The sequence below is a fragment of the Kitasatospora sp. NPDC015121 genome, from assembly GCF_055562955.1.
In genome coordinates, this window is the sequence record NZ_JBVHEH010000005.1 from 1 (window position 1) to 22,681 (window position 22,681).

The window sequence follows — 22,681 nt, forward strand, 5'->3', positions numbered from 1 at the left end:
CGGGTTTGGGGGGGGCCGCTGCGCCCGGGGGGGGGGGGGGGGGGCGGGGGGGGGGGGGGGGGGGGGGGGGCCCGGGGGGGGGGGGCCGGGGGGGGGGGGGGGGGGGGGGGGGGGGGGGGGGGCCCGCCCCCCCCCCCCCGCGTCCGGCCGGGGCTACTCCTCGCCGCCGAGGGTGAGCCCGGAGAGCTTGACCGAGGCGAGCGCGGTGGCGCCGATCCCGACGACCGCCAGCAGCCAGACGGCGGTGGGCAGGCCGACCGGGGCGACCACGGTGCCGTCGGCGGCGACCGCCTCGGTCAGCGACAGGCCCCACTGCTGGATCGAGAAGGTGCGGGCGCCCTCGACGTAGTTGCCGATCAGGCTCTCCCAGATCAGCGCGTACGCCAGGCCGGCGATCACCGCGTGCCGGGTGACCACGCCCAGCAGCAGGAACAGCGCGCTGTACGCGGCGCCGGCGGCGAGCGCGCCGACCCCGTAGCCGAGCGCCACCCGGTCGCCGCCGCCGTACAGCACCAGGCCGGCGACGAAGGTGGGGACGGCGGCCAGCAGCCAGGTGCTGCCGATCGCGACGACCAGCTTGGTGGTGACGATCTTCCAGCGGGGCAGCGGCTTGGCGAGCAGGTAGACGATCGAGCCGTCCTCGATCTCGGTGGCGATCACGCCGGTGCCGACGATCAGGCCGGTGATCGGCACCAGGGTGCCGAGGGCGAGGTTGCCCAGGACGTTGTGCGCGAGGTCCAGCCGGTCCAGGCCGCTGTTGCGGGCGATCACGGAGATCACCAGCAGCAGGACCGGGACGGCCAGCAGGATCAGGACCCGGCGGCGGCCGAACAGGCCGCGCGCGGTGAGCCGGGCGACGGTGGTGTTCATCGGGGGCCCTTCAGGACGAGACCAGGTACGAGAAGACGCTTTCCAGCGACTCGTCGGCCGGGGAGACGGTGTACAGGCGGATGCCGGCCGCCCTGGCGACCTTGGGCAGCAGGGTGGTGAAGCCCTGGAAGTCGACCGCCTGGACGCTCAGGGCCTTCTCGGCGGCGTCGAACTCGATGCCGGAGGTGGAGCCGTCCGCGATCAGGGCCGCGGCGAGCCTGCGGTCGTCGCTGGAGCGCACCAGGTAGCGGTGCGGGCGGTCGGTCATCAGGCGGCGGATCTCCCGGAAGTCGCCGGACGCGGCGTGCCGGCCGGCCACCACCACCTCGATGTGGCGGGCGAGCTGCTCGACCTCCTCCAGGATGTGCGAGGAGAACAGCACGGTCCGCCCGTCGGCGCCGAACCGGCGCAGCAGCTCCATCAGGTGCAGGCGCTGGCGCGGGTCCATGCCGTTGAACGGCTCGTCGAGCAGCAGCACCGAGGGGTCGTGGACCAGCGCGGAGGCCATCTTGACCCGCTGCTTCATGCCCTTGGAGTAGGTGCCGGTCTGCCGTTCCTGGGCGTACTCCATCTCGACCAGGGCCAGCGCCCGCTCGGCGGCGGCGCCCGGGTCGGCCAGGCCGTGCAGTTCGGCGTTGGCGAGGACGAACTCCCAGCCGGTCAGGTAGTCGTACATCGACTCCTTCTCGGGGACCAGGCCGATCTTCCGGTACACCTCCTGGTTGCGCCAGATCGTCGCGCCGTCCAGCGCGACGGTGCCGGAGGAGGGCGCGAGGAAGCCGCTCATCATGTGGATGAGGGTGGACTTCCCGGCGCCGTTCGGGCCGAGCAGGCCGGTGATGCCCGGCCCGATGGTCATCGTGACGTCGTTGACGGCGACCACGTTCCCGAACCAGCGGGAGACCTTGTCGATGGTGATGACGGCCATGGCTGCCTCTCAGACGTTCCGGTAGCGGCGCAGCATCAGCGCGTAGCCGCCGGCCGTGAGTGCGACGAGGACGAGGGCGAACAGCGCCACGCCCGCGGCGCCCGGGGCGTGCAGCACGAACGGCTCGTCCTTCTGCAGGGCGAAGACCTGGTTGACCAGGGCCTCGACCAGCTTCGACGGGGAGATCAGGTACGCCCAGGACGCGGACTCCTGGCGCAGCGCGTCGAAGCCGCCGTTGATCGCGTAGACGATCGAGGCCAGCGCCTGGGTGATCATCAGCACGCCCATGATCGCGGCCACGCCGAAGCCCCGGCGGGGGGTGGCGGCGGCGATCAGCAGGCCCAGCGCGGAGTACACCAGCGCGTACAGCACCGCGGCGACCAGGCCGTACAGCAGGTGGACCAGGTTGTCGCCGAACGGGAACTTCGCCAGCAGCGCGCCGACGAACAGCAGCAGCAGCGGCGCGGACAGCACGATCATCAGGGCGCTGAACATCGCGGCGAACTTGGCCGCCACGTAGTCGCCGCGGGTCGCCGGGCGGGAGAAGTACAGCGGGACGACGTGGTGCCGCAGGTCGCGCGACATCAGCACCGGTGCCTGCGCGGCCAGGAAGATCTGCGGCAGCACCGCGAGCGCGGCCAGGTAGGCGGCGTAGTCCAGCGGCATCTTGTCCATGCCGACGAACAGCGCGATCGCCAGCATCGCCAGCGCGGGCGCGGTCATCGCGCCGAAGAGCAGGAACGGCAGCACCTTGGACTTGCCGGAGCGGCCCAGGCCGAACGCGGCCCGCAGGCTCTGCACGTACAGCGAGCGGGTGGCGTACCGGCGGCCCAACCGGGGTCCCGTGTAGGGGCGGTAGCCGATGTCGTGGATGACGCCGCCGTGGGCGTCGGCGGGAGTGGTCATGCCTGCTCGCCTCCTGCGGACGCGTCCTGGAGGGCGTCGTGGTCGTGGTGGCCGTCGTGGTCGTCCGCGCCGGGCTCGTCGGAGCGGGTGCTGAAGATCTCGGCGACCCGGTGGCGGCGCTGCTCCAGCCGCACCAGGCCGAGGCCGAGGTCGTCCACGGTGTCGCGGACGGTGTCGTACGTCTCCTCGCCGGCGATCTCCACCAGCAGGATCCGGCTGCCGTCCGGACGGACCGTCAGGCCCGCCGAGGTCAGCCGCTCGGTCAGCGCCGCGTCGGCGTCGAAGGCGCGGTCCGTCGGGTGGTCGGTGACCTCGACGGCGAGCAGCCGGGTGCTGCCGGTGAACGAGGCGGTGGAGGAGGAGCGCAGCAGCTTGCCGCCGTCGATCACCACCAGGTGGTCGCAGGTCCGCTCCAGCTCGCCCAGCAGGTGGGTGGTGACCAGCACCGAGATGCCGAAGTCGGCGTGCACCCGGCGGATCAGCGCCAGCATCTCGTCCCGGCCGACCGGGTCGAGGCCGTTGGTCGGCTCGTCCAGCAGCACCAGCTTCGGGTCGTGGACGAGGGCCTGGGCCAGTTTCACCCGCTGCTTCATGCCGGTCGAGTAGCCGCCCATCGGGCGGTAGCGCTCCTCGTACAGGCCGACGTGGCGCAGGGTGTCGGCGGTGCGCTCGCGGGCCGCGGAGGCGGGCAGGCCGGACATCCGGGCCATGTGCACCACGAACTCGGTGGCGGACACGTCCGGCGGCAGGCAGTCGTGCTCCGGCATGTAGCCGACCTGCTCGCGGATCTCCGGGCCCTGGGTGGCGATGTCCAGGCCGAGCACCTGACCGGTGCCCTCGGTGGCCGGGGACAGCCCGAGGAGGATCTTGATGAGGGTGGACTTGCCCGCGCCGTTCGCCCCCACCAGGCCGACCACGCCCGGCTGCACCTCAACGGTGAGCCGGTCGAGCGCGGTGACCCGGGGGAACCTCTTGGTGAGGCCGTCCGTCTTGATGACTGTGGACACGGCATCAACGTAGCCGTGCGCCCCGCCCGGCGGAATGCGCTGGGAAGCCCGGCTTCCCTCACCCCACGGGATGACCCGCCCGGCCCGCCCCCTAGGGGAGGAGCGGACCGGACGGCCGCGCCGCCGCCGGGGCGGCCCGGCGCGCGGTCAGTACAGCATGCCGCTCTGCAGCGCGAACACCTGCCGGAAGGCCTGCGTCGGGACGCCCTTCGGGTTGGTCAGCTGGACCAGCGCGACCACGTCGCCGCTCTGCAGCCAGCCGATCCGGCCGGTCGCCAGACCGGCCACCTGCTCGTCCGACACCCGGACGTCGGTCTCCCCCAGCGCGACCGGGTACTTGCTCTCGGCGTCCAGGTGGGTCGCCCCGACGTCCTTCGTCGAGGTCTGCTGGTAGGCGCCGGCGAAGAAGTCCGCGGCCTCGTCCTTCGACCCGAACCGGAACAGCCGCAGCTCGGTGCGCGTCCCGTCGGCCGCCGTCCAGCCCTGGGCGGCGGCGCCCCGGCAGGCGTCCGTGGTCAGCCGCAGCGTGTGCGCGTCGTCCTTGGCCAGCATCGCGTCCCGGTCGCACGGGATCCAGCGGCCCGGCACCGGCGGCAGGCCCGGGGCCGGGGTCGGCGAGGCGGACCCGGACGCGGAGCCGGACGCGGAGCCCGGGGCGGACGGGGACGCGGTCGCGGAGGGCGCGGCCGTGGACGAGGCGGACGCCGACGGGGACGCGGACGGCCCGGTGGCCACCGCGCCCTTCGGCAGCGGCAGTAGCAGGCCCCGCAGGTCCGCCGCGTGCGTCCGCGACTTGTACTCGGACGGCGGCGAGGCATCCGCGGGCAGCGGCGGGAGCGCCAACTCCGGGAACTCGTACCGGCCGTCGTTCGGCGTGGCCAGGCCCGGGATGTCGGTGCGCTCCGGCAGCGTCACCAGGACCGCCGCCGCCACCCCGGTCACCACCGTCAGCAGCGCCGCCGCGCCGAGCTGCCAGCGGCGGCGGCGCGCCGCCCGCTCCTCCGGCGTCCGCTCCGGCGCGGGCGGCGCGGGCGGCGGGGGCGGGAACAGCGGCTGCTCCGACCCGTCGGCCGGGGCGGCCTTGGTGTCCGGGGTGGCCTGGGCGGTCGGCTCCGGCGGGGTGGAAGGGGTGTCGCTGCTCATGCGGAGGCTCCCGGTCGGGCCAGTCGGTCCAGTTGCTGACGGAACAGGTCCACGACCTTGTTCTGGTCGAGGGGTGCCACCCCCGAGACCCGCATCTGCACCAGCAGATCGCCCTCGGCCGAGTAGCAGGTGACGTAGTCGAGCTGGTCGCCGGCCTCCAGCGTGGGCAGCCCGCAGCGGGCGTCCGGGTGGCCCGGCACCTCCGGGCCGCGCCGGAACAGGTCGCTGTCGTCGACCAGCGCGCCGAACAGCGCGTTCTGCTGCGACACCGTCTGCTGGTTGAACTGGCTGAGCTTCAGCACCGCCATCAGCCGGCTGTCGGACTGCACCAGGCTGCGCACCCCGACGCCGGTGAAGTGCAGGCTGGCGAGCGCGTCCTTCAGCTCGCCCCGGTACTTCTCCGGGACCTCGGCGACCAGCTCCTCCTGCACCCGGGCCAGGTCCTCGCCGACGAACTCGTCGTCGTTGCCGAGGTCCTTGTAGTCCGGCCCGAGCCGGTACCCGGCGGGCACCGGCAGCAGCAGGTCGCGCAGGCTGCCGAAGTGGTTGCCGTTCGACTTGGCGCCCCACGGCGCGGGCGTGCTCGCCGACGGCGCGGGTGCCGCGGGGGCGGCCGCGGCCGACGGCGCCGGGCCGTCGTCGTAGTGCACCTTGATGACCAGCTCGCCGATGCCGACGCCGAGCAGCGCCGCCGCGAGGACCGCGGCGACCGCCTTCGGGGCCCGCCGCGGAGCGCGCCGGGACGGCTTCGGCTCGACGACCGGCAGGGCGTCCGGCAGGGCGGCCGGTGCGTTCTCCGGGACGGTGGTGGGTTCGATGTCGGTCACGCGAGTCGCTCCCACTGCCGCTTGGCGATGTCCTCTAGGCGCGCGCGGTCCACCGGGTTCTTGGCGTACACCTGGACGGTCATCAGCACGGTGCCCTTCCGGGCGCTCGCCTCGCCGTAGTAGTACTTCTCGGTGCTGCGCGCGTAGTTGAAGGTCTTCTTCGAGATCAGCAGGAAGCTCTCGTCGTTGCCCGGGATCTTCGAGACGTCCATGTCGACGGTGGTGTCCGGCGTCAGCCCGGTGATCGCCTCCAGTGCGGAGTCCGGCGCGTACTGCACCAGCATCACCCGGTAGACGTCCCCGTCGGTCTCCCAGCGCACCGTGGCGGCACGGCGGAAGCCGTTGCTGAGCATCTGGGTGAACATGCGCTGGCTGTTGCCGAAGGTCTCCGCCCGGTCGGCCGGGGACAGCCAGCCGTCCCCGTCGCCGTCGGTGCGGTCCTGGCTGCCCGCCGGGCGCTCGACCAGCAGCTTGCGCAGGTCGCCGTCGATGTTCAGGGGCTGCGGGCCGGCCGCGGCCAGCAGCTTGGGGTCGACCCGCTCGGCGGGGTACGAGGGCTTGGGCGCGGTGATGGCCGGCAGCGGCGTCGGCGGGCGGGAGGACTGGATCGCGTAGCCGACCGCGGCGCCGATCACCGGTCCGGCCAGCACCGCCGTCAGGAACAGCGCGCCGGTGCCGATCCGGCGCCTCTTCCGGGCGGGTTCGCCCCCGGCCTCCAACAGCTCGGTGGCGCCGAGCGGCGCGCCGCCGTCCGACGGCTCGGCGGCGCCCGGCAGCTCGGCAGCGCCCGACGGGGTCAGCGGGACGAGCGGGGGCGGCGGGGCGAACGGGTTCGGGGGCGCGGCGGGCGGCCCGGCGGGTGCGGCGGGCGGCGGCGCGGCGGCCGTCCCGGGCTGCCCGGGCTCCGCGGGTTCGGTGCTCAACTGATGCTCCTGGGAAGAGGGTTCGGGACGGCCGTCAGCCGTTGGCGAGGCGGTCGCGGGCACGCTTCATCGCGTCGGCGAGCAGCGCCTTGTCGGGGTCGCCCTGCACGTCGACGGTGACCTCGTAGACCACGTCGCCGACCACGCCGATGCCGATCAGGTGGCCGGTGTACGCCTGCTGCTCGGGCTTGAAGATGTAGCCCTTGGCGTTGGACACCCCGTCGATGCCGAACGAGTCCTGGTCGAAGCTGCTGTTGTCGGCGAAGCCCTGGGCGCGGTCGGTCCGGCTGAACCGCTTGAGCTCGATCCGCACCTCGCTCTTCCCGTCCCGGGTGCGGTAGGTGCGGGTGGCCGCGTCCTTGAAGTTCCAGGAGTCGAGGACGCTCCTGATGTCGACGTCCTTGCTGTACTGCGCCTGGAGGTCGTCCATGCTCATCATCGCGCCGTCCGGGGAGCCGTACGGGTCCGCGTTGTCGGGCACCGGCAGCAGGAAGTACCGCAGGTCGCCGCTGTGCTTGCCGCCCGAGACGCTGCCCTGCAGGGTGCTGGACGGGCGCGGGGCCGGGGGCGGCGGCGTCGGGCTCGGGGTGGGCGTCGGGCTCGGGCTGGGGCTGGGGCTCGGCGAGCCCGAGGGGGAGGGCGCGGCGCTCGGCGGGGCCGCGCCGGCCACCGGGTGGCCGACGCGGTCGGGCTTGCCCACCGCGACGGTGACGACCGCGCTGACGGCGGTCACCGCGAGCAGGCCGGCCACCGCCAGGGCGACGCCGACCGCCCGGGGCAGCCGACGCGCTCCCGGAACGTCCGGGGCGTCCGGAGCGTCCGGGATCGGTACGGGTTCGGTCCCGGCCTCCGGAGCATCCGGAGCGTCCGGAGCGTCCGGAGCGTCCGGAGCGGGGACGGCGGGCGGGGCTTCCGGAGCGGCCGGAGCCGGTGCCGGCTCAGCGGACGGTTCGGGAACGGACAAGGGTCTCCCCCCAGGGTTCACATGGTTGTCCGCGCAGCCGCGCGAGCCGTCCCCCCGGCCGGCTCGAACGCGGTCGTCGTCATCACGCGGTGCACGAATTATGTGAGACCCGTGCGCCCCTCAACAACACGGTTCCACGGGCGATTTGCCGTAATCCACGGCCAAACGGACAGCCCGTGATGCAACCGCAACCCGCTGCCGTCAGCTCCCCTCCGGGCGCTCCCCGTCGGACGGTCCGGCCCCGGGCCGGGCGGCCTCCGGCCCCGGCCCGGCCGGTGCGGCGGGCTGCGGCGGAACCGGCGCGGCGGGCGGCGTCGCGGGCTGAGCGGGCCGGCCCGGCTGCGGGTAGCCGTAGGACTCGGCGAAGTGGATGCCCGCCGCCTCGGCCAGGGCGACGTCCAGGCGCTCCTTGCGGATCCGGCGGTCGATGTAGAGGACGCCGTTGGCCAGCGGCACCAGCGGGGCGGTCGCCGTCGTGCCGAGCAGTCCCATCAGCGCCGAGGCCAGCACCAGGAAGGTCACCGCGCCGTGGTCGACGCCGCCCAGGTCCGCGGTGCTCCCCGTGAGGTCCGCGCCGGCCGGCATCGCGATCGACATGATGATCCGGAACGGGAGGCTGACGAAGCTGGTCGCGACCGTGCCGAGGACCGAGACCAGCGCCGTGAGGCCGAAGGTGCGCCACCAGTTGCCCCGGTTGAGCTGCCAGGCCCGGCGGATCGCCGCCCCGGCGGTGCCCTCCTCCAGCACCGCGGCCGGGACCTGCAGCGACAGCCGGACCATGGTGTGGACGCCGGCCACCGACAGCGCCATGCCCAGCAGCACGAGCAGCAGCCAGACCGCCCCCGGGGCGTCCGTCCCGGCGAGCAGGAACATCAGCCCGATCAGCACGACGAACGCCAGCACCAGCGAGCCGAGGGTCATCCCCAGCACGGCGAAGGTCGTGGCGAGCCGGGGGCGGGCCTCCTTCCAGGCCTGGGCGGCCTTCATCGGCCGGCCGAGCGTCGCGGCCCGCAGCACCACCGTGACCAGCGGCCCGGCGGTCGCGTACAGCGCGAACGACAGCAGCAGGAGCATGCCCGTGAGCAGCATCAGCGGCCGGAGCAGGGCCCACGCCTGGTCGGGGCCGGCCTCGTCACCGAGCACCGCCAGGTCGTGGAACGCGTCGGCGAGCGGGCCGGCCAGCAGGAGGCAGGCCGCCACCAGCGGCACCGCGAGGACGCCGACGACCACCAGCAGCGGCAGGTAGAGCGCGGCGGTGTAGCGGCGCAGGGTCTCGAAGACGGCGCTGAACATCTCGCCGAAGGAGAGCGGGCGCAGCGGCAGCACGCCCGGCCTCGGCGCGATCGGGGCGGCGCCCCAGGGGCCCTGCCCCCAGCCGCCGGTGCCGCCGCCGGGCGGCCCGTAGCCCGGCCATCCACCCGGCCCCTGCGGCTGCCCGCTTCCGTACCGCTGCTGCCCCGGGCTGCCGCCGTCCCAGCTCATCCGTACCCCTCCAAGAGGCCTTCCCGGCCCGTCGTTCGGGCTCGCGTCGAGCCTAGGGCCCGGTCCCGACCACCGCCGAAGCGCCCCCTGGCCGGTCCGGGCCCCGCGGCCGGACGGTCCGGCCGCGCGGGGCCCGCCGGTGCGGGTCAGCTCCGCGCGGCGCGTCCGCGGCGGAGCCCCAGCAGGGTCGCGGCGCCGCCGCCCAGCAGGACGAGGCCGCCGCCCAGCATCGGGGCCAGGCCGTCCGCGCCGGTGCTGGCCAGGGCGCCGCCGGTGCCGCCGTTCCTGGAGCGTATTTCCCTTGCGCGGCAAGGCCGGAGGCGGCTTCCGCCCCCCCGCCCCGGCCCGTCCGGCGAGGCTCCGGAGGGAAGCGGACGCCGTCCGTCCACGGTCAAACTTTGGGAAAGCCCCCTCGCCCGGGCGCGGGTCCGCGGCTACGGTCGCCCGGACGTCCGTTCGTGGTCGGGGAGGGCTTGCCGTGGCGATCGAACTGCCCGACGAGGTGGTGCAGCTGCTGTCGTTCTTCGGCATCAACTGGCCGACCGTGAACGAGGACAAGGTGCGCGAGTTCGCCGCGCACGTACGGGAGTTCGCCGAGAACGTGGAGAGCTCGCACCAGCAGTCGACGGCCACCGTCCAGCGGCTGGGCGAGGCGTACGAGGGCGCCTCGTACGAGGCGCTGCTGGCGAAGTGGGCCTCGGTGTCCGACGGCCACCTCGACCAGCTCGTCCAGGCCTGCCACGTGGTGGCCGAGGCACTGGACGTCGCGGCGGGGGTGATCGTGGCGATGAAGGTCGAGACGATCGCCGAACTCGTCGCGCTGGCCGTGGCGTTCGTGGCCGACCAGGCGGCGGCGGTGGCCACCTTCGGCCTCGCGGAGGCGGCCCTGATTGCGATCGAGGAGGCCGCCAAGCGCCTGATCAACTACCTGGAACAGCAGTTGGAGCAGTACATCATCGCCCAGGTGGTGGAGGCGGCGATCGGCCCGCTGGTGGACACCGTCGCCAACGCGGTGAACGGGCTGGTGTTCCAGGCCGTGGAGGGCGCCCTCGGGGTCTCCGGCGGCGGGGGCGGCTCCGGGTTCCGGATCGACCCGGACGCCCTGGACGACCACGCCCGGATGATGCACGAGCACGCCGAGACGGTGGCCGGCCACGCGCAGGCGTTCCGGGCGAAGGTCGAAGGGGTCAGCTTCGAATGAGCAACCAGATCGTCAGGGCCCTCGAACACGGTGCGCAGAAGCTCGGCAAGACGTTGGCGGAGGACGCCGGGAAGGCCTTGAAGTCGTTCTACCGCAAGGCCGGCGACAACCTGAAGACCGTCGCGAAGAACACCCGGGAGATCGAGGAGAAGCACGCCAAGGACCTCGCGAAGATCCTCAAGGGCGAGGGACGGGACGGCGTCGCGCACCCGCGCGCGGGCGGCGGGCGGCCGGGCCGGGGCGGCGGCTCGCACCCCAGGGGCAAGGGGCGCGACCAGGTCGGCAGGCCCCGGGTCGAGGGCCGCGACCACGCCTCCCGCGAGTGCCCCGGCGAGCCCGTGGACATCGCCACCGGCCGGATGTTCATCGACCAGGTCGACGCCTCCCTGCCCGGTTCCCTCCCGCTGCTGTTCACCCGCAACTTCGAGTCCGGCCTGCACACCGGCCGCTGGATGGGCCCGAAGTGGATCTGCACCTTCGACGAACGCCTGGAGATCGACGAGCACGGCGTCGTCCACATCCGCCCCGACCGCATCACCCAGGCCTACCCCCACCCCGAACCCGGCGACCCCGTCCACCCCTCGGCCGGCTCCCGCCACGAGCTCGACCTCCGCGCGGACGGCCACTACACGGTCACCGACCCCGCCACCGGCCTCGTCCGCACCTTCACCCCCGTCCCCGAAGGCGACGAGGCCCCGCTCACCGAGGTCCGCGACCGTCACGGCCGCCACTACACCCTCGCCTACGACGAAGACGGCGTCCCCCTCTCCATCACCCACTCCGGCGGCTACCGGCTCCTGGTCACCGTCGACGCCGACCGGATCACCGCCCTGCGCCTGGCCGGCGCCGGCGACACCGGCGGCGACGCCCTGCTCACCCGCTACGGCTACACCGACGGCCACCTCACCGCCGTCTACAACTCCAGCGGGAAACCCATGCGCTTCACCAACGACGCGCACGGCCGCCTCACCTCCTGGACCGACCGCAACGACTCCCGGTACCGCTACGCCTACGACCACCTCGACCGCGTCACCGACGAGGGCGGCACCACCGGCACCCTCGCCTTCCGCTTCACCTACTCCGACCCCGACCCCGGAACCGGCCTCGCCACCCACACCGAGACCAACGCCCTCGGCCACACCACCACCTACCTGATCAACGAACACGCCCAGGTCACCGCCGTCACCGACCCCCTCGGCCACACCACCCGCTACGAACGCGACGCGTACGACCGCCTCCTCGCCGAGACCGACCCCCTCGGCCGCACCACCCGCTTCACCTACGACGGCGCCGGCGACCTGGTCTCCGTCACCCGCCCCGACGGCGAACGGATCACCACCACGTACGCCGGGCGGCTCAGCCTCCCGGAGACGGTGGTCTACCCCGGCGGCGCCACCTGGCGGCACACCTACGACGCGGCCGGCCTGCGCACCACCCTGACCGACCCGACCGGCGCGGTCACCTCGTACGGCTACGACGACCTCGGTCACGTCGCGGCGGTCACCGACGCGACGGGCCGCACCACCAGCGTGCGCTGCGACCCCGCCGGCCTCCCGGTGGAGATCACCGACGCGACCGGCGCGGCGGTGCGCATCCGGCGCGACGCGTTCGGCCGCGTCGTCGAGGCCACCGACCCGGCCGGCGGGACGGTCCGGCTGACCTGGACGACCGAGGGGCGGCCGGCGACCCGCACCGGCGTCGACGGCGGCACGGAGTCGTGGACCTACGACGGCGAGGGGAACGCCCGGACCCACACCGACGCCCTCGGCCGGACCAGCACCTTCGAGTACACCCACTTCGAGACCCTCGCGGCGGCCACCGGCCCCGACGGCGCCCGCTACACCCACGTCCACGACGCGGACATGCTGCTGGTGGCCGTCGTCAACGCGGTGGGCCAGACCTGGAACTACACCTACGACGCGGCCGGCCGGCTCGTCTCGGAGAACGACTTCCACGGGCGGACGACCAGCTACGACCTGGACGCGGCGGGCCAGGTCGTCTGCCGGACCGGTCCGACCGGCCAGCGGACCCGCTACACCTACGACCTGCCCGGCCGCGTCACGGCCAAGGACGCGGAGGGCCGCGTCACCCGGTACTCCTACGACCGCGCCGGGTACCTGGTGCGGGCCACCAACCCGGACGCCGACGTGGTCCGCACCGTCGACGCGCTGGGCCACCTGCTCTCCGAGTCCACCAACGGACGCGTCCTCACCCACACCCTCGACCGCCTCGGACGGCGGGTCCGCCGGACCACGCCCGGCGGACACACCAGCACCTGGACCTACGACGCGGCCGGCCGGCCCGCCGCCCTCACCGGCACCGGCGGGAACCTCGCGTTCAGCCACGACGCGGCCGGGCGCGAGCTGCGGCGGACGTACGACGGGCACCTGTCCGTGGAGAGCACCTGGGACGCCCTGAGCCGCCTCACCGGACAGCGCCTGGCATCGGCCTCGCACGCCGGCCCCGGCGTCCTCCAGCAGCGCGACTACACCTACGGCCGCGGCGGCCTGACCTCGGTCGACGACCTGCTGGCCGGCCGGCGCTCCTTCGACCTCGACGAGGCCGGCCGGGTCACCGGCGTACGGGCGGAGAACTGGACCGAGAGCTACGCCTACGACCTCGCGGGCAACCTCACCGACGCCGACTGGCCCGCCACCGGCTCCGGCCGGGCCGCCCTCGGCCCGCGCAGCTACGAGGGCACCCAGCTGGCCACCGCGGGCCGCGTCCGCTACGAGTACGACGCGGCCGGGCGGGTCACCCTGCGGCAGAAGGCCCGGCTGTCGAAGAAGCCGGACACCTGGCGCTACACCTGGGACGCCGAGGACCGCCTCACCCACGTCACCACCCCGGACGGCACCCGCTGGCGCTACCTCTACGACCCGTTCGGACGGCGCATCGCCAAACAACGGCTGGCCGACGACGGCGCCACGGTCGTGGAGCAGACCGAATTCGCCTGGGACGGGACGTCCCTGGCCGAACAGACCACCCACGCCCCCTACCTCCCCGGCCCGCACACCGTGAGCTGGGACTACCGGGACCGGCGCCCGCTCGCCCAGACCGAGACCGTCACCGACACCGACCAGGGCCGGATCGACCGCCGGTTCTTCGCCATCGTCACCGACCTCATCGGCACCCCGACCGAACTCGTCGACACCACGACCGACACGATCGTCTGGCGGGCCACCACCACGCTGTGGGGCAACACGACCTGGCCCGCCGCCAGCACCACCCACACACCGCTGCGCTTCCCCGGCCAGTACTACGACCCCGAGACCCGCCTCCACTACAACGTCAGCCGCTTCTACGACCCCGAGACCGCCCGCTACACCAGCCCCGACCCGCTCGGCCTGACCCCGGCCCCGAACGCCGACACCTACGTCCACAACCCCCACACCTGGTCCGACCCGCTGGGACTCTCGCCCCACCCCCACCACCAGGACCTCCTCGACGCGGTGAAGACCGAGGCGGACGGCGCCCTCGGCCTGTCGGGGAAGAAGCGCCCCGGCGTGGCGGAGGGCCTCAAACTGCCGGACGGGACCATCACCACGAACACCAGCGTCAAGGGCGACCCGCCACCGCTGCACCCCGACATCCACAACGCCCTGGAGGACATACCGGCGGAGGGCCGCGGAAACGGCCACGGGAAGTGCGGCATACCCCGCCTCCTCTCCGACGCGTTGACCGCAGGCAAGGACCCGACCGGATCGTCGGCGGCGGCCATGCTGATCTCCAAGAACGACAACCACGGCAAGCACATCGGCCCGTGCGACAGTTGCCGGGTGCTCTCCGATAAGTATGATCTTGACTTCATCACGGACGACGGAATGACCGGACGAAGGTGAGCGGAATGACGAGGTTCTCCGACGAGGCCGAACACGCCCTCCGGGCCGCCGGATGGCAGCCGGAACGCCGGATCGACACCCGACCGTGGCGTCGCAGCCTCGAAGAATCCGGCTTCCGCCCGAACGACGCCGCCGACCGCTTCCTCTCCGAATTCGGCGGACTGCAAGTGGACGTCAGCGGGCCGGGGGTCTCGGTCGCCCGGGCGCCCTTCGCGTTCGACCCCACCTTCGCCCTCGGAGAGGACGACCGGTTCTCCGAATGGGGCGAGGACATCGGCACGACGATCTTCCCGCTCGGCGAACTGGACCACGGCCGCTTCTTCCTCGGCATGTCGGAATCGGGCGAGGTCTACCTGGTCTCCGACTGGCTCGCCTCGTTCGGCACCGGCGACGAGGCCCTGGAGCGGCTGATCCGCGGCATCGCGCCCGACGTCATCGAGGAGTGACCGACAGCCCGCCCCGGTCCTGCGAGAACCAGGCGGACATTCCCTGGGAGTCCAGCACGACGGTCTCGATCCGCACACTCACGCGGTGGCAGGCTCCTCTTCCGTGAACGCGCCGTGTTGTTCCTCGTACTGGCGGAGTTCTTCCGCGACGTAGCCGGAGACGTCGTCCGTGAACTTCTTCAGCTCGGCCACCTGCTCCGTGGGCAGGGTGACCGTGACGCGCGTGGTGGCCGCCATGAAGCAAGCACGCCGCTGGTACGCACGTCCCGGCCGGTCTTCGGCGGCATGGCGTCAGGCCGTGCGACCGAGCACGGTGATCCTCCCCGTTCACCGGTGGAGCGAGGGGCAGCAGGTGTGGCGGCGGGCCGAGGTACTCGGCTTCCACGCGGCCTACACGGACGACCACCTGCGCTGGCGGAGCTTCCGGGACGGCCCGTGGCTCGGGTCGGTGCCGACGCTGACGGCGGCGGCCTGCGCGACCGAGCGGATCAGGCTGGGGACGCTGGTGACGTCGGTCGAGCCTCGTTCACCCATCACGGTCTGACCTGCGAGGGCGCGGCAGGTCGTCGGGTGGGCCGCTCAGATCGGCTCGACTGCCACCCGCGGGTGGCAGAGCCGGCGGAGATCGTCGGTGTCGCTCGTGACCACGGTGACGTCACCGCGTTCGAGGTGGGCCGTGGCCGCGAGCATCGCGTCGATGGCGTACTTGTGGCCGTGCAGCCCTTCGGTCGCGAGGAGCTTGCTCGCGGCGCGTGCGATCTCCTCCGTGACGGGTCGCACCTTGGCCAGCGAGACGGCGTGGTCGAACGCGGCTTGCGGCACTTTCGGGTCGCGGGCCTCCACCAGCGTCGCCGCGCTGGTGACGACCAGGAGGTCGAGGTTGCGCGCGACGTCCAGCCAGACCGTCATGTCACGGTGGCGGCGGGAGAGCTCGGAGAGTGCTTCGCCGTCGAGAACGAGCGTGCCGCTCACGCCGCGTCCGCCGGAGCCGAGTCGTCGCGGTGGGCGGCGTGGTGGGCGCGGATGCGTTCGGCCCTGGCCGCCACCTCGGCCGGATCAACAGGGCCGTGCTCCGCTTCGGCGGTGGCGATGTACTCGTCGATGGCTTCGCGCTGGAGTTGCCGCTGCACGGCCTCCTCGATGTACGAGGAGACGCCCTGCTTCCCGGCGCGCGCGCGGATCGCCTCCAGCGTCTCGGCGCGCAAGGAGACACTGGTGACCCGGGTCTTGCCGGCGCGAGGAGTATCCATGCGAAAAGTGTAGTACGTCACTTGTGAACCCTGTGCGCCGACGCTCTGGAGTCCGGAGGTTCGGGTGCTTCCGACGGCAGCGCGCCGCCCGGTACTACCGTCGACCGGCGGCGAGTTCGCCGAGGCGCTCGCCGATCACGGAGACACCGGGGAGGGGCTCGTTCTCGTAGTACCAGGGCTTGCGTCGGCGCAGCAGTTCCTCGCCGTGCTCGGCCCAGCCGAATCCGGGTTGTCGCAGCAGTTTCCGGAAGATCGTGTCGGCGGTCTCCGGGTGGGCGGCGGCGAGGCGGCGGATCGGCAGCGGCGTGATCGAGTCCTCGCGCAGGTAGCTGCGCAGCAGGTCCTGGTGCTTCCGGCGGCCCGTCAGGTCCGGGTCGGCGAACAGGTCCAGCAGCATCCCGTAGTCCGGGTAGAAGTTCAGTCCGTCGATCTCGTCGTAGATGACGCCGACAGTGTCCGCGTCCGCGAGGTCGGGCGGCAGCTCGAAGGCCGGGAAGTCCGGATCGGGCAGCCGCTTTCCCCGTACGCGGCCGGGGTGTGCGGTTGCGGTGGTTTCCCGCCGGTGCCGGTAGTAGGAGTTCAGCAGTTCCTCGGCGTGGCTCGGGGGTAGGACGAGTTCGTCGGCGCCGCAGAACTCGACGAAGGCGGCTCGGTCCTCCCGCATCTGCTGCCAGCCCTGTTCGATCTTCTCGGGGTTGCGGAAGACCAGTTCGGGCCGACCGACTGCCAGGTGGAGCGCGGCCTCGGCGATTTCGGCGGCGCCGGTCCTGGGGTAGTGCTCCATGGCGCCCGAGACCAGCCAGGCCCCGTCGGCCGGGACGAGGGGCACCAGGCAGGTGAGGAGGAACCCTCCCTTGGACACGCCGCGGAACGCGGCCCGCCCGACGTTCGAGTACGCGCGGTACTCCAGGTCGTCGACCAGGTTCAGCAGGACGACGGCGTCGCCGTCCTTGCGCCGCACCTCGAAGATCCCTTCGACCGGCTCGCGCCAGCCGAGCAGCAGCTCCCGGTCGGCCCCGGTCAGGTCCCGCCGTCCGGCGACGAACCGGTCCACCACGGTCGCACCGTCCGGCAGGCGGTACCGCAGGAGGAAGTGGTCGATGATCCGGATCGCCTCGGTCTCGTCCAACGTCCGCTCCGGGCCGGCAGCCTCCAGCAGCAGCGGCGTCAGCCACCGGTCGAAGCGCGCGCTCTGCCCGAAGGCAACCAACGCGCCCTTCAACTCGGCACTGCGCTCGACGAGATCAGCGAGCAAGCGTGCGTCCGTGTCCACGGCACCACGCTAGCGGGCGTACGCACACCGTCCCTCGGCCTTGCCAGAACCTCACCCGCAGCAGCTCGCGCGTAGGGTCGGGGCCATGCGACTGAGCACGGTGATCCTCCCCATCCACCGGTGGAGCGAGGGGCAGCAGGTGTGGCGGCGGGCCGAGGAACTCGGCTTCCACGCGGCCTACACGTACGACCACCTGAGTTGGCGGAGCTTCCGGGACGAGCCGTGGTTCGGGTCGGTGCCGACGCTGACGGCGGCGGCGTGCGCGACCGAGCGGATCCGGCTGGGGACGCTGGTGACCTCGCCGAACTTCCGGCACCCGGTGACGCTGGCGAAGGAGCTGGTGACGCTGGACGACGTGTCGGGCGGGCGGCTGACGCTGGGGATCGGGGCCGGCGGGGTCGGGTTCGACGCGACGGCGCTGGGACAGGAGGCGTGGTCGGCGAAGGAGCGGGCGGCGCGGTTCGGGGAGTTCGTGGGGCTGCTGGACGAGTTGCTGCGCCACGACGCGGTGACCCGGGAGGGGCAGTACTACTCGGCGGTGGAGGCCCGGAACATCCCCGGCTGCGTGCAGGTGCCGCGGGTGCCGTTCTACGTGGCGGCGACCGGGCCGCGCGGGCTGCGGCTGGCGGCGGAGCACGGGCAGGGCTGGGTGACGTACGGCGACCCGCGCGGGCCGGCGGACGTGCCGGTGGAGCAGGCGCCCGAGGTGATCGCCGGGCAGATCGCGAAGCTGGCGGCGGCCTGCGAGGCGGCGGGCCGGGACGTCGGCGAGTTGGAGAAGGTGCTGCTGCAGGGGTCGACGGCGGAGCGGCCGCTGCGGTCGGTGGACGCCTTCGTCGACTGGGCCGGCCGGTACCGGGAGCTGGGCATCACCGAGCTGGTGATCCACTGGCCGGTGCCGGACTCGATCTTCGCCAATGACCTGGACGTCTTCGAGCGGATCGCCACCGAGGGCCTGGCCCAGCTGGGCTGAACCGGCGGCGGACGGGACGGCGGACGGGACTGCGGACGGGACTGCGGACGGATCGGGTGATCGTTCATCCGCGTTCTCCGGGATTCCATGGCGGCTCCCCCGGGCGTTGGCCGGTCGCTGGGACGCTCACGGGCCGGATCAAGCCGTTTCGCAGGGAGTGTCATGCGTCTTCGAGTCCCGTCCGCCGTCCCGCTGCTGGCGGTCGGCGCGGCCCTGGCCGCCGTCGCCACCACCGCACCGGCCGCGTTCGCCGCGCCCGGCGCGCCGGGTGAGCGCCCCTCGTTCTGCGGGCACGACAACCGCAGGACGCCGTTCGCCGGGTACCTGTGCGCCCGGCCGGGCCAGCTGCTGGACGTCCGGATCGGCGACGTGCACCCGACCCAGCCCTCGCTCGGCTACGACGAGGTCTACTACAAGCTCGGCCGCTACACGCTGGGCAAGGACGCGATCAACAAGAAGTTCAGCGACTGGTGCGAGGCCGACGGCCGGGTCGAGGCGGTCGCCGCCCGGCCGGACGCGCGGCTGGACGACCCGTCCTCGTTCACCTGCTCGCTGCCGGTGGGCGCCGAGACCGCGGACAGCACCGCCGCGATGAAGACCGTGGTGATCGGCCCCGGCGGCGAGCCGTTCCTGACCGACGGGCACCACACGCTGACCTCGTTCTACGAGACCCCGGACGGCGGCGCGGACCTGCACGTGCGGCTGCGGGTGCTGGCCAACCTGAGCACGCTGACCCAGAAGGACTTCTGGGCGCGGATGCGGGCCGAGAAGTGGGTGTACCTGAGCGACCCCCAGGGCGACCCCGTCAAGGTCAACAAGCTGCCGACCTCGGTCGGCCTGGCGAACTTCCAGGACGACCCGTACCGCAGCCTGCTCTACTTCGGCCGGGACATCGGCTACACCCAGAACGCGGTGCCGTTCCAGGAGTTCTACTGGGGCAGCTGGATCCGCGACGCCGCGCCGGTCGACCTGTCGGGCTGGGACCGCAACGACCTGGCCGGCTACCTGGCCGCCGTGAAGGGCACCACCCAGGCGATGACCGCGCTGCCGAAGACCGCCGAGGTCAGCAACGGCTTCACCGCCGGCGACCTGTCCGCGCTGGACCAGTGGAACGCCGGGAAGGCCGCCAACAAGGGCGAGTTCGACAAGCTGGGCAAGCCGTACACCGACGCCAAGCCGGGCAAGCTGGCCTACGCACTGGAGTACAAGAAGGTCAACGGCCTGGGCTGACCGGCCGGTTGACGCCGCGGCGGCGGCCGGAAGTCCACCCTCTCGCATACCCAGCAGGGGTATGGTGGGCGGGATGGAGCGGACAGCGCGGACCACCGGCCCCGCACCGGGTGGCCGGACGGCCGCCCGGTGGGCGGTGCTGTGCGCCCTGCTGCTCGGGCTGTTCCTGATGCACGGCAGCCCGGCGAGCGCCACCGGCTGCCACCCCGCCGACCCGGCCGGCCCCTCGGCTCCGGCCTCGGCCCCGGTCCCGGCTCCGGCCGCCACCGCGCACCGGTCCGGGCCGACGGCCGGGCACGCCCGGCACGCGGCCGACCCGCCGAACGCCACCGGGCCGGAGCGGCACGGGAGCGCGACGGCCGCCTGCGTCTCCACCCAGGCCCGCGACCGGTCGCCGGTGCCCGCCCCGGGCGCGGCCCTGCCGCCGCACCCGCCGCTGCCGCCACTCACCGGGCCCGGCCCGGCCGGGGCGGAGCGGGGCGGGCGGGCCCCGCCGGACGGCGGCCGGGACGTACTGCTCCGGGTCTGCGTCGCCCGCAGGTGAGGGCGCCACCCGGCCGGATCCGCGTGCCCGCGGCCGGCCGGGCGCCGCGTCCCGTCCGCGACCGCGCACCCGCGCGCGCACCCTGGAGCGAACCCCCGATGACCCGTACCCCCGCCCGCACGACCACCACCCCCCGCCGCGCCCTGCTCACCGCCGCCGCGGCCGGCGCCCTCGTCCTCGGCCTGGCCGCCTGCGGCAGCGACGGCATGGCCGGCATGGACCACGGCGCCGCGTCCACCACCGCACCCGCCACCGCCTCCGCCGGCCACGACATGGCCGGCATGAGCCACGGCCCGGACGGCACGACGGGCGGCGGCGCCGCCGCCGACGGCCTGGCCGCCGAGCAGGGCGGCTACCGGCTGGACGGCGCGCTGTCCGGCACCGAGTACCGGTTCACCGTGACCGGGCCGGACGGCCGGGTGCTCACCTCGTACCGGCCGGAGAACACCGAGGAGATGCACTTCTACGCGATCCGCGCCGACCTGTCCGGCTTCCGGCACCTGCACCCGGTGCGGGCGGCGGACGGCAGCTGGAGCGCCCCGCTGGACGCCCTGGCGCCCGGCGACTGGCGGATGTACGCCTCGTTCGTCCCGGGCTCGGGCGGCGGCGCGGGCACCGGGCTGGTGCTCAGCCGGACCGCGACGGTGCCCGGGCAGGCCGAGGCGGTGCCGCTGCCCGCGCCCGCCGGCAGCACCACCGCGGACGGCTACACGGTGACCGTCGCGGGCACGCCGAGGGCCGGGGCGGCCGGGGAGCTGACCGTCACCGTCAGCAAGGACGGGCAGCCGGTCACCGACCTGCAGCCGTACCTGGAGTCGTACGCGCACCTGACCGCCTTCCACGCCGGCGACCGGGCGTTCGCGCACCTGCACCCGGAGGCGAAGGCCGTCGAGGGCGCGGGCGGCGGCCCGACCCTGGCCTTCCACGCCGAGCTGCCGAAGCCCGGCGACTGGCGGCTGTTCCTGCAGTTCCGGACCGGCGGCACGCTGCACACCGCCGCGCTGACCCTGAACGTCGCGGCCTGAACCCCGCGCCCCGGGCGTCGCGGCCGGACCGCGCCGGGGTGACCGGGTGACCGGGTGACCGGGTCCGCCCGCACGGGCGGGCCCGGTTGCCCGGGGAGTGCGCGAAGATGGACGGATGACCGCCTCCCCGCGCCCCCGCCTGATCGCCACCGACCTCGACGGCACCCTGCTGTGCTCCGGCGGCACGGTGACCGCCCGGACGGCCGCCGCGCTGGCCGCCGCCGAGGCCGCCGGGGTGCAGGTGGTGTTCGTCACCGGGCGGCCGCCGCGCTGGATGCGGCACCTCGGCCCGCACATCGGCGGCCACGGCGTGGCGATCTGCTCCAACGGCGGCGCGGTGGTCGACGTCCGGCGCGGCGAGCTGCTGGAGACCTGTCCGCTCGACCCGGCCGGGGCGCTCGCCGTGGTGGAGCTGCTGCGGGCCGAACTTCCGGGCACCGCCTTCGCGTTCGAGTTCCCGGGCGGTTTCGCCCGGGAGCCGGAGTACAACGTGGCGATGTGGGAGTCCGACAAGGAGCACGCGGTCGCCACCGCCGCCGAACTGCTCTCCGACGGGCGGGTGGCCGGCCTGTTCAAGGTGCTGGGCAAGCACCCGGACCTCTCCCCCGACGCCTTCCTGGACCGGGCCCGAGCGGTGGTCGGCCCGCGCGCCGAGGTGACCCGCTCCAGCCCGATCGCGCTGATCGAGATCAGCGCCCCCGGCGTCACCAAGGCCAGCAGCCTGGCCCGCTGGTGCGCCCAGCAGGGCATCGACGCCGCCGAGGTGGTGGCCTTCGGCGACATGCCCAACGACCTGGAGATGCTGGCCTGGGCCGGCCAGTCCTACGCCGTGGCCAACGCCCACCCGCTGGTGCTGGCCGCCGTCGCCCGGCACACCGTCAGCAACGAGCAGGACGGCGTGGCGGCGGTCATCGAGTCGCTGCTGGGCTGACCGCCGTCCCCGGCGGCGCCAGCAGGTCGGCCATCGTCTCCGCGGCCCGGACGGCGGCGTCGCCGCAGCAGTTGTTGAACAGGACGTGCGTCTCCCGGGCCCGGTCGGCCATCTCCCGGATCCGCTCCGCCCAGGGGGCGAGCTCGGCCGGCCGGTAGTCGTGCCGGTAGCGGTCCTCCTTGGAGCCGGTGCCCCAGGCCGGGTTGCGGCCGTGGAAGCGGACCACCGCGAGCTCCGGGGAGGTGACCGGGGCGACCGGCGGGACGGAGCCGGGCAGGCCCTGCGCGGTGTCCACCGCCACCGCGGCCGCCCCCAGCTCGGCCAGCAGGGCCCGGGTGGCGTCGGCCTGCTCCGGCCGCCACCAGTCGGGGTGGCGGAACTCGACCGCCAGCGGCCACCCGGCGGTGCGCTCCCGGCAGGCGCGCAGCACCGACCGGGCCGGGCCGCCCGGGGCCAGCCCGGGCGGGAACTGGAAGAGCAGGGTGCCGAGCCGGCCGGCCGCGCGCAGCGGTTCGAGCGCGCCGCTGAACCGGGCCCACACCTCGTCCAGCAGCCCCGGGTCGTCCCGCCGGGCCGCGCGCAGGTCGGCGGGCAGCGCGGCGGTCCGGGTGGGATGGCCGGTGAGCAGGGAGAACGCCTTCACGTCGAAGCGGAAGTCGGCGGGGGTGCGCTCGGCCCACAGGAGGCTGTTGCGGGTGCTGGGCAGCGCGTAGTAGGTGGCGTCGACCTCGACCAGCGGGAACCTGGTCGCGTAGTGGCGCAGCCTGCCCTCGGCGTCCCGCCGCCCCGGCGGGTACCAGCCGCTGGCGACCAGCTCCTTGTCCGTCCAGGAGCAGGCACCGACCCGGATCTCTCCCATGCGCCGCGCCTTCCCGGTCCGGACGGATCGATGCCTGCCTGCCTGTCTGCTTGTTTT

22 protein-coding genes and 1 pseudogene are annotated in these 22,681 nt (G+C 73.9%); 9 read left to right on the top strand and 14 right to left on the bottom strand.

The annotated features are described in order from the left end of the window. Nucleotides 1-153: 153 nt before the first annotated feature. The 9 genes from ACZ3J7_RS08075 to ACZ3J7_RS08115 all read right to left on the bottom strand — a co-directional run bounded on the left by ACZ3J7_RS08075 (nt 154) and on the right by ACZ3J7_RS08115 (nt 9,050). On the bottom strand, nt 154-870 hold the full coding sequence (locus tag ACZ3J7_RS08075) for an ABC transporter permease subunit (protein ID WP_465618041.1): 717 nt from the start codon (nt 868-870) through the stop codon (nt 154-156). Between the two features lie 10 nt (nt 871-880). Further along, complete coding sequence (locus tag ACZ3J7_RS08080; protein ID WP_465618043.1) at nt 881-1,798, bottom strand: ABC transporter ATP-binding protein; 918 nt, start codon at nt 1,796-1,798, stop codon at nt 881-883. Between the two features lie 9 nt (nt 1,799-1,807). After that, nucleotides 1,808-2,704 (bottom strand): ABC transporter permease, encoded by an 897-nt coding sequence (locus ACZ3J7_RS08085; protein ID WP_465618045.1) that lies wholly within the window; start codon nt 2,702-2,704, stop codon nt 1,808-1,810. Next, the gene (locus tag ACZ3J7_RS08090; protein WP_465618047.1) at nt 2,701-3,711 is read right to left on the bottom strand and encodes an ABC transporter ATP-binding protein; all 1,011 of its coding nucleotides are present in this window, start codon (nt 3,709-3,711) and stop codon (nt 2,701-2,703) included. Before ACZ3J7_RS08090 ends, ACZ3J7_RS08085 begins: the two co-directional genes overlap by 4 nt. A gap of 147 nt (nt 3,712-3,858) precedes the next feature. Further along, nucleotides 3,859-4,854: a hypothetical protein gene (locus ACZ3J7_RS08095; RefSeq protein WP_465618049.1), complete on the bottom strand. Its 996-nt coding sequence runs from the start codon at nt 4,852-4,854 to the stop codon at nt 3,859-3,861. Beyond that, complete coding sequence (locus tag ACZ3J7_RS08100) at nt 4,851-5,681, bottom strand: hypothetical protein (RefSeq protein ID WP_465618051.1); 831 nt, start codon at nt 5,679-5,681, stop codon at nt 4,851-4,853. The genes ACZ3J7_RS08095 and ACZ3J7_RS08100 overlap by 4 nt, the downstream gene beginning before the upstream one ends. Continuing rightward, nucleotides 5,678-6,604 carry a hypothetical protein gene (locus tag ACZ3J7_RS08105; RefSeq protein ID WP_465618052.1) on the bottom strand — a complete coding sequence of 309 codons (927 nt, stop codon included), beginning with the start codon at nt 6,602-6,604 and terminating at the stop codon, nt 5,678-5,680. The genes ACZ3J7_RS08100 and ACZ3J7_RS08105 overlap by 4 nt, the downstream gene beginning before the upstream one ends. Nucleotides 6,605-6,638: 34 nt before the next feature. After that, nucleotides 6,639-7,568 (bottom strand): hypothetical protein, encoded by a 930-nt coding sequence (locus tag ACZ3J7_RS08110; protein ID WP_465618054.1) that lies wholly within the window; start codon nt 7,566-7,568, stop codon nt 6,639-6,641. A 201-nt stretch (nt 7,569-7,769) separates the two neighbouring features. Next, nucleotides 7,770-9,050: a hypothetical protein gene (locus ACZ3J7_RS08115; protein WP_465618056.1), complete on the bottom strand. Its 1,281-nt coding sequence runs from the start codon at nt 9,048-9,050 to the stop codon at nt 7,770-7,772. A 478-nt stretch (nt 9,051-9,528) separates the two neighbouring features. Between ACZ3J7_RS08115 and ACZ3J7_RS08120 the strand changes: the two genes are divergently transcribed. From ACZ3J7_RS08120 to ACZ3J7_RS08130, 3 genes are read left to right on the top strand one after another with little or no spacing between them, the layout of a single operon-like run. After that, on the top strand, nt 9,529-10,251 hold the full coding sequence (locus ACZ3J7_RS08120) for a WXG100-like domain-containing protein (RefSeq protein ID WP_465618058.1): 723 nt from the start codon (nt 9,529-9,531) through the stop codon (nt 10,249-10,251). Then, a complete protein-coding gene (locus tag ACZ3J7_RS08125) occupies nt 10,248-14,093 on the top strand; it encodes a DUF6531 domain-containing protein (protein WP_465618060.1) in 3,846 nt (1,281 codons plus the stop codon). The genes ACZ3J7_RS08120 and ACZ3J7_RS08125 overlap by 4 nt, the downstream gene beginning before the upstream one ends. 5 nt (nt 14,094-14,098) lie before the next feature. Further along, the gene (locus ACZ3J7_RS08130) at nt 14,099-14,539 is read left to right on the top strand and encodes an SUKH-3 domain-containing protein (RefSeq protein WP_465618062.1); all 441 of its coding nucleotides are present in this window, start codon (nt 14,099-14,101) and stop codon (nt 14,537-14,539) included. 78 nt (nt 14,540-14,617) lie between these two features. On the opposite strand, the gene ACZ3J7_RS08135 is transcribed toward ACZ3J7_RS08130, so the two are convergent. Further along, the gene (locus tag ACZ3J7_RS08135; protein ID WP_465618064.1) at nt 14,618-14,776 is read right to left on the bottom strand and encodes a hypothetical protein; all 159 of its coding nucleotides are present in this window, start codon (nt 14,774-14,776) and stop codon (nt 14,618-14,620) included. A 61-nt stretch (nt 14,777-14,837) separates the two neighbouring features. Here ACZ3J7_RS08135 and ACZ3J7_RS08140 point away from each other — a divergent pair. Then, nucleotides 14,838-15,080, top strand: a pseudogene (locus tag ACZ3J7_RS08140) (LLM class flavin-dependent oxidoreductase); the annotation flags it as partial. 38 nt (nt 15,081-15,118) lie between these two features. Here the strand turns inward: ACZ3J7_RS08140 and ACZ3J7_RS08145 are convergent. The 3 genes from ACZ3J7_RS08145 to ACZ3J7_RS08155 all read right to left on the bottom strand — a co-directional run bounded on the left by ACZ3J7_RS08145 (nt 15,119) and on the right by ACZ3J7_RS08155 (nt 17,062). After that, nucleotides 15,119-15,511, bottom strand: coding sequence for a type II toxin-antitoxin system VapC family toxin (locus tag ACZ3J7_RS08145; protein WP_465618066.1), 393 nt, complete (start codon nt 15,509-15,511; stop codon nt 15,119-15,121). Continuing rightward, on the bottom strand, nt 15,508-15,789 hold the full coding sequence (locus ACZ3J7_RS08150) for a hypothetical protein (protein ID WP_465618068.1): 282 nt from the start codon (nt 15,787-15,789) through the stop codon (nt 15,508-15,510). The genes ACZ3J7_RS08145 and ACZ3J7_RS08150 overlap by 4 nt, the downstream gene beginning before the upstream one ends. Nucleotides 15,790-15,883: 94 nt before the next feature. Beyond that, nucleotides 15,884-17,062, bottom strand: a complete 1,179-nt coding sequence (locus ACZ3J7_RS08155; RefSeq protein ID WP_465618070.1) for a hypothetical protein — start codon at nt 17,060-17,062, stop codon at nt 15,884-15,886. A gap of 85 nt (nt 17,063-17,147) precedes the next feature. On the opposite strand from ACZ3J7_RS08155, the gene ACZ3J7_RS08160 reads away from it, so the two are divergent. The 5 genes from ACZ3J7_RS08160 to ACZ3J7_RS08180 all read left to right on the top strand — a co-directional run bounded on the left by ACZ3J7_RS08160 (nt 17,148) and on the right by ACZ3J7_RS08180 (nt 21,765). Beyond that, nucleotides 17,148-18,035, top strand: coding sequence for an LLM class flavin-dependent oxidoreductase (locus ACZ3J7_RS08160; protein ID WP_465618072.1), 888 nt, complete (start codon nt 17,148-17,150; stop codon nt 18,033-18,035). A gap of 162 nt (nt 18,036-18,197) precedes the next feature. Next, complete coding sequence (locus ACZ3J7_RS08165) at nt 18,198-19,265, top strand: ParB-like protein (RefSeq protein ID WP_465618074.1); 1,068 nt, start codon at nt 18,198-18,200, stop codon at nt 19,263-19,265. A 73-nt stretch (nt 19,266-19,338) separates the two neighbouring features. Next, nucleotides 19,339-19,809 (top strand): hypothetical protein, encoded by a 471-nt coding sequence (locus tag ACZ3J7_RS08170; RefSeq protein ID WP_465618076.1) that lies wholly within the window; start codon nt 19,339-19,341, stop codon nt 19,807-19,809. A 98-nt stretch (nt 19,810-19,907) separates the two neighbouring features. Continuing rightward, nucleotides 19,908-20,834: a hypothetical protein gene (locus tag ACZ3J7_RS08175; RefSeq protein ID WP_465618078.1), complete on the top strand. Its 927-nt coding sequence runs from the start codon at nt 19,908-19,910 to the stop codon at nt 20,832-20,834. A gap of 115 nt (nt 20,835-20,949) precedes the next feature. Then, nucleotides 20,950-21,765 carry an HAD family hydrolase gene (locus ACZ3J7_RS08180; RefSeq protein WP_465618080.1) on the top strand — a complete coding sequence of 272 codons (816 nt, stop codon included), beginning with the start codon at nt 20,950-20,952 and terminating at the stop codon, nt 21,763-21,765. On the opposite strand, the gene ACZ3J7_RS08185 is transcribed toward ACZ3J7_RS08180, so the two are convergent. Then, the gene (locus ACZ3J7_RS08185) at nt 21,743-22,624 is read right to left on the bottom strand and encodes a DUF72 domain-containing protein (protein WP_465618082.1); all 882 of its coding nucleotides are present in this window, start codon (nt 22,622-22,624) and stop codon (nt 21,743-21,745) included. The two genes, ACZ3J7_RS08180 and ACZ3J7_RS08185, sit on opposite strands and share 23 nt — an antisense overlap. Nucleotides 22,625-22,681: the final 57 nt, after the last annotated feature.

Bases quoted from the DNA above. Each gene is read 5' to 3' on its own strand.
- ACZ3J7_RS08125 (WP_465618060.1), top strand. From the start codon at position 10,248: ATGAGCAACCAGATCGTCAGGGCCCTCGAACACGGTGCGCAGAAGCTC.
- ACZ3J7_RS08135 (WP_465618064.1), bottom strand. From the start codon at position 14,776: ATGGCGGCCACCACGCGCGTCACGGTCACCCTGCCCACGGAGCAGGTG.
- ACZ3J7_RS08170 (WP_465618076.1), top strand. From the start codon at position 19,339: ATGGAGCGGACAGCGCGGACCACCGGCCCCGCACCGGGTGGCCGGACG.
- ACZ3J7_RS08160 (WP_465618072.1), top strand. From the start codon at position 17,148: ATGCGACTGAGCACGGTGATCCTCCCCATCCACCGGTGGAGCGAGGGG.
- ACZ3J7_RS08130 (WP_465618062.1), top strand. From the start codon at position 14,099: ATGACGAGGTTCTCCGACGAGGCCGAACACGCCCTCCGGGCCGCCGGA.
- ACZ3J7_RS08095 (WP_465618049.1), bottom strand. From the start codon at position 4,854: ATGAGCAGCGACACCCCTTCCACCCCGCCGGAGCCGACCGCCCAGGCC.
- ACZ3J7_RS08165 (WP_465618074.1), top strand. From the start codon at position 18,198: ATGCGTCTTCGAGTCCCGTCCGCCGTCCCGCTGCTGGCGGTCGGCGCG.
- ACZ3J7_RS08085 (WP_465618045.1), bottom strand. From the start codon at position 2,704: ATGACCACTCCCGCCGACGCCCACGGCGGCGTCATCCACGACATCGGC.
- ACZ3J7_RS08185 (WP_465618082.1), bottom strand. From the start codon at position 22,624: ATGGGAGAGATCCGGGTCGGTGCCTGCTCCTGGACGGACAAGGAGCTG.
- ACZ3J7_RS08150 (WP_465618068.1), bottom strand. From the start codon at position 15,789: ATGGATACTCCTCGCGCCGGCAAGACCCGGGTCACCAGTGTCTCCTTG.
- ACZ3J7_RS08180 (WP_465618080.1), top strand. From the start codon at position 20,950: ATGACCGCCTCCCCGCGCCCCCGCCTGATCGCCACCGACCTCGACGGC.
- ACZ3J7_RS08175 (WP_465618078.1), top strand. From the start codon at position 19,908: ATGACCCGTACCCCCGCCCGCACGACCACCACCCCCCGCCGCGCCCTG.
- ACZ3J7_RS08080 (WP_465618043.1), bottom strand. From the start codon at position 1,798: ATGGCCGTCATCACCATCGACAAGGTCTCCCGCTGGTTCGGGAACGTG.
- ACZ3J7_RS08075 (WP_465618041.1), bottom strand. From the start codon at position 870: ATGAACACCACCGTCGCCCGGCTCACCGCGCGCGGCCTGTTCGGCCGC.
- ACZ3J7_RS08115 (WP_465618056.1), bottom strand. From the start codon at position 9,050: ATGAGCTGGGACGGCGGCAGCCCGGGGCAGCAGCGGTACGGAAGCGGG.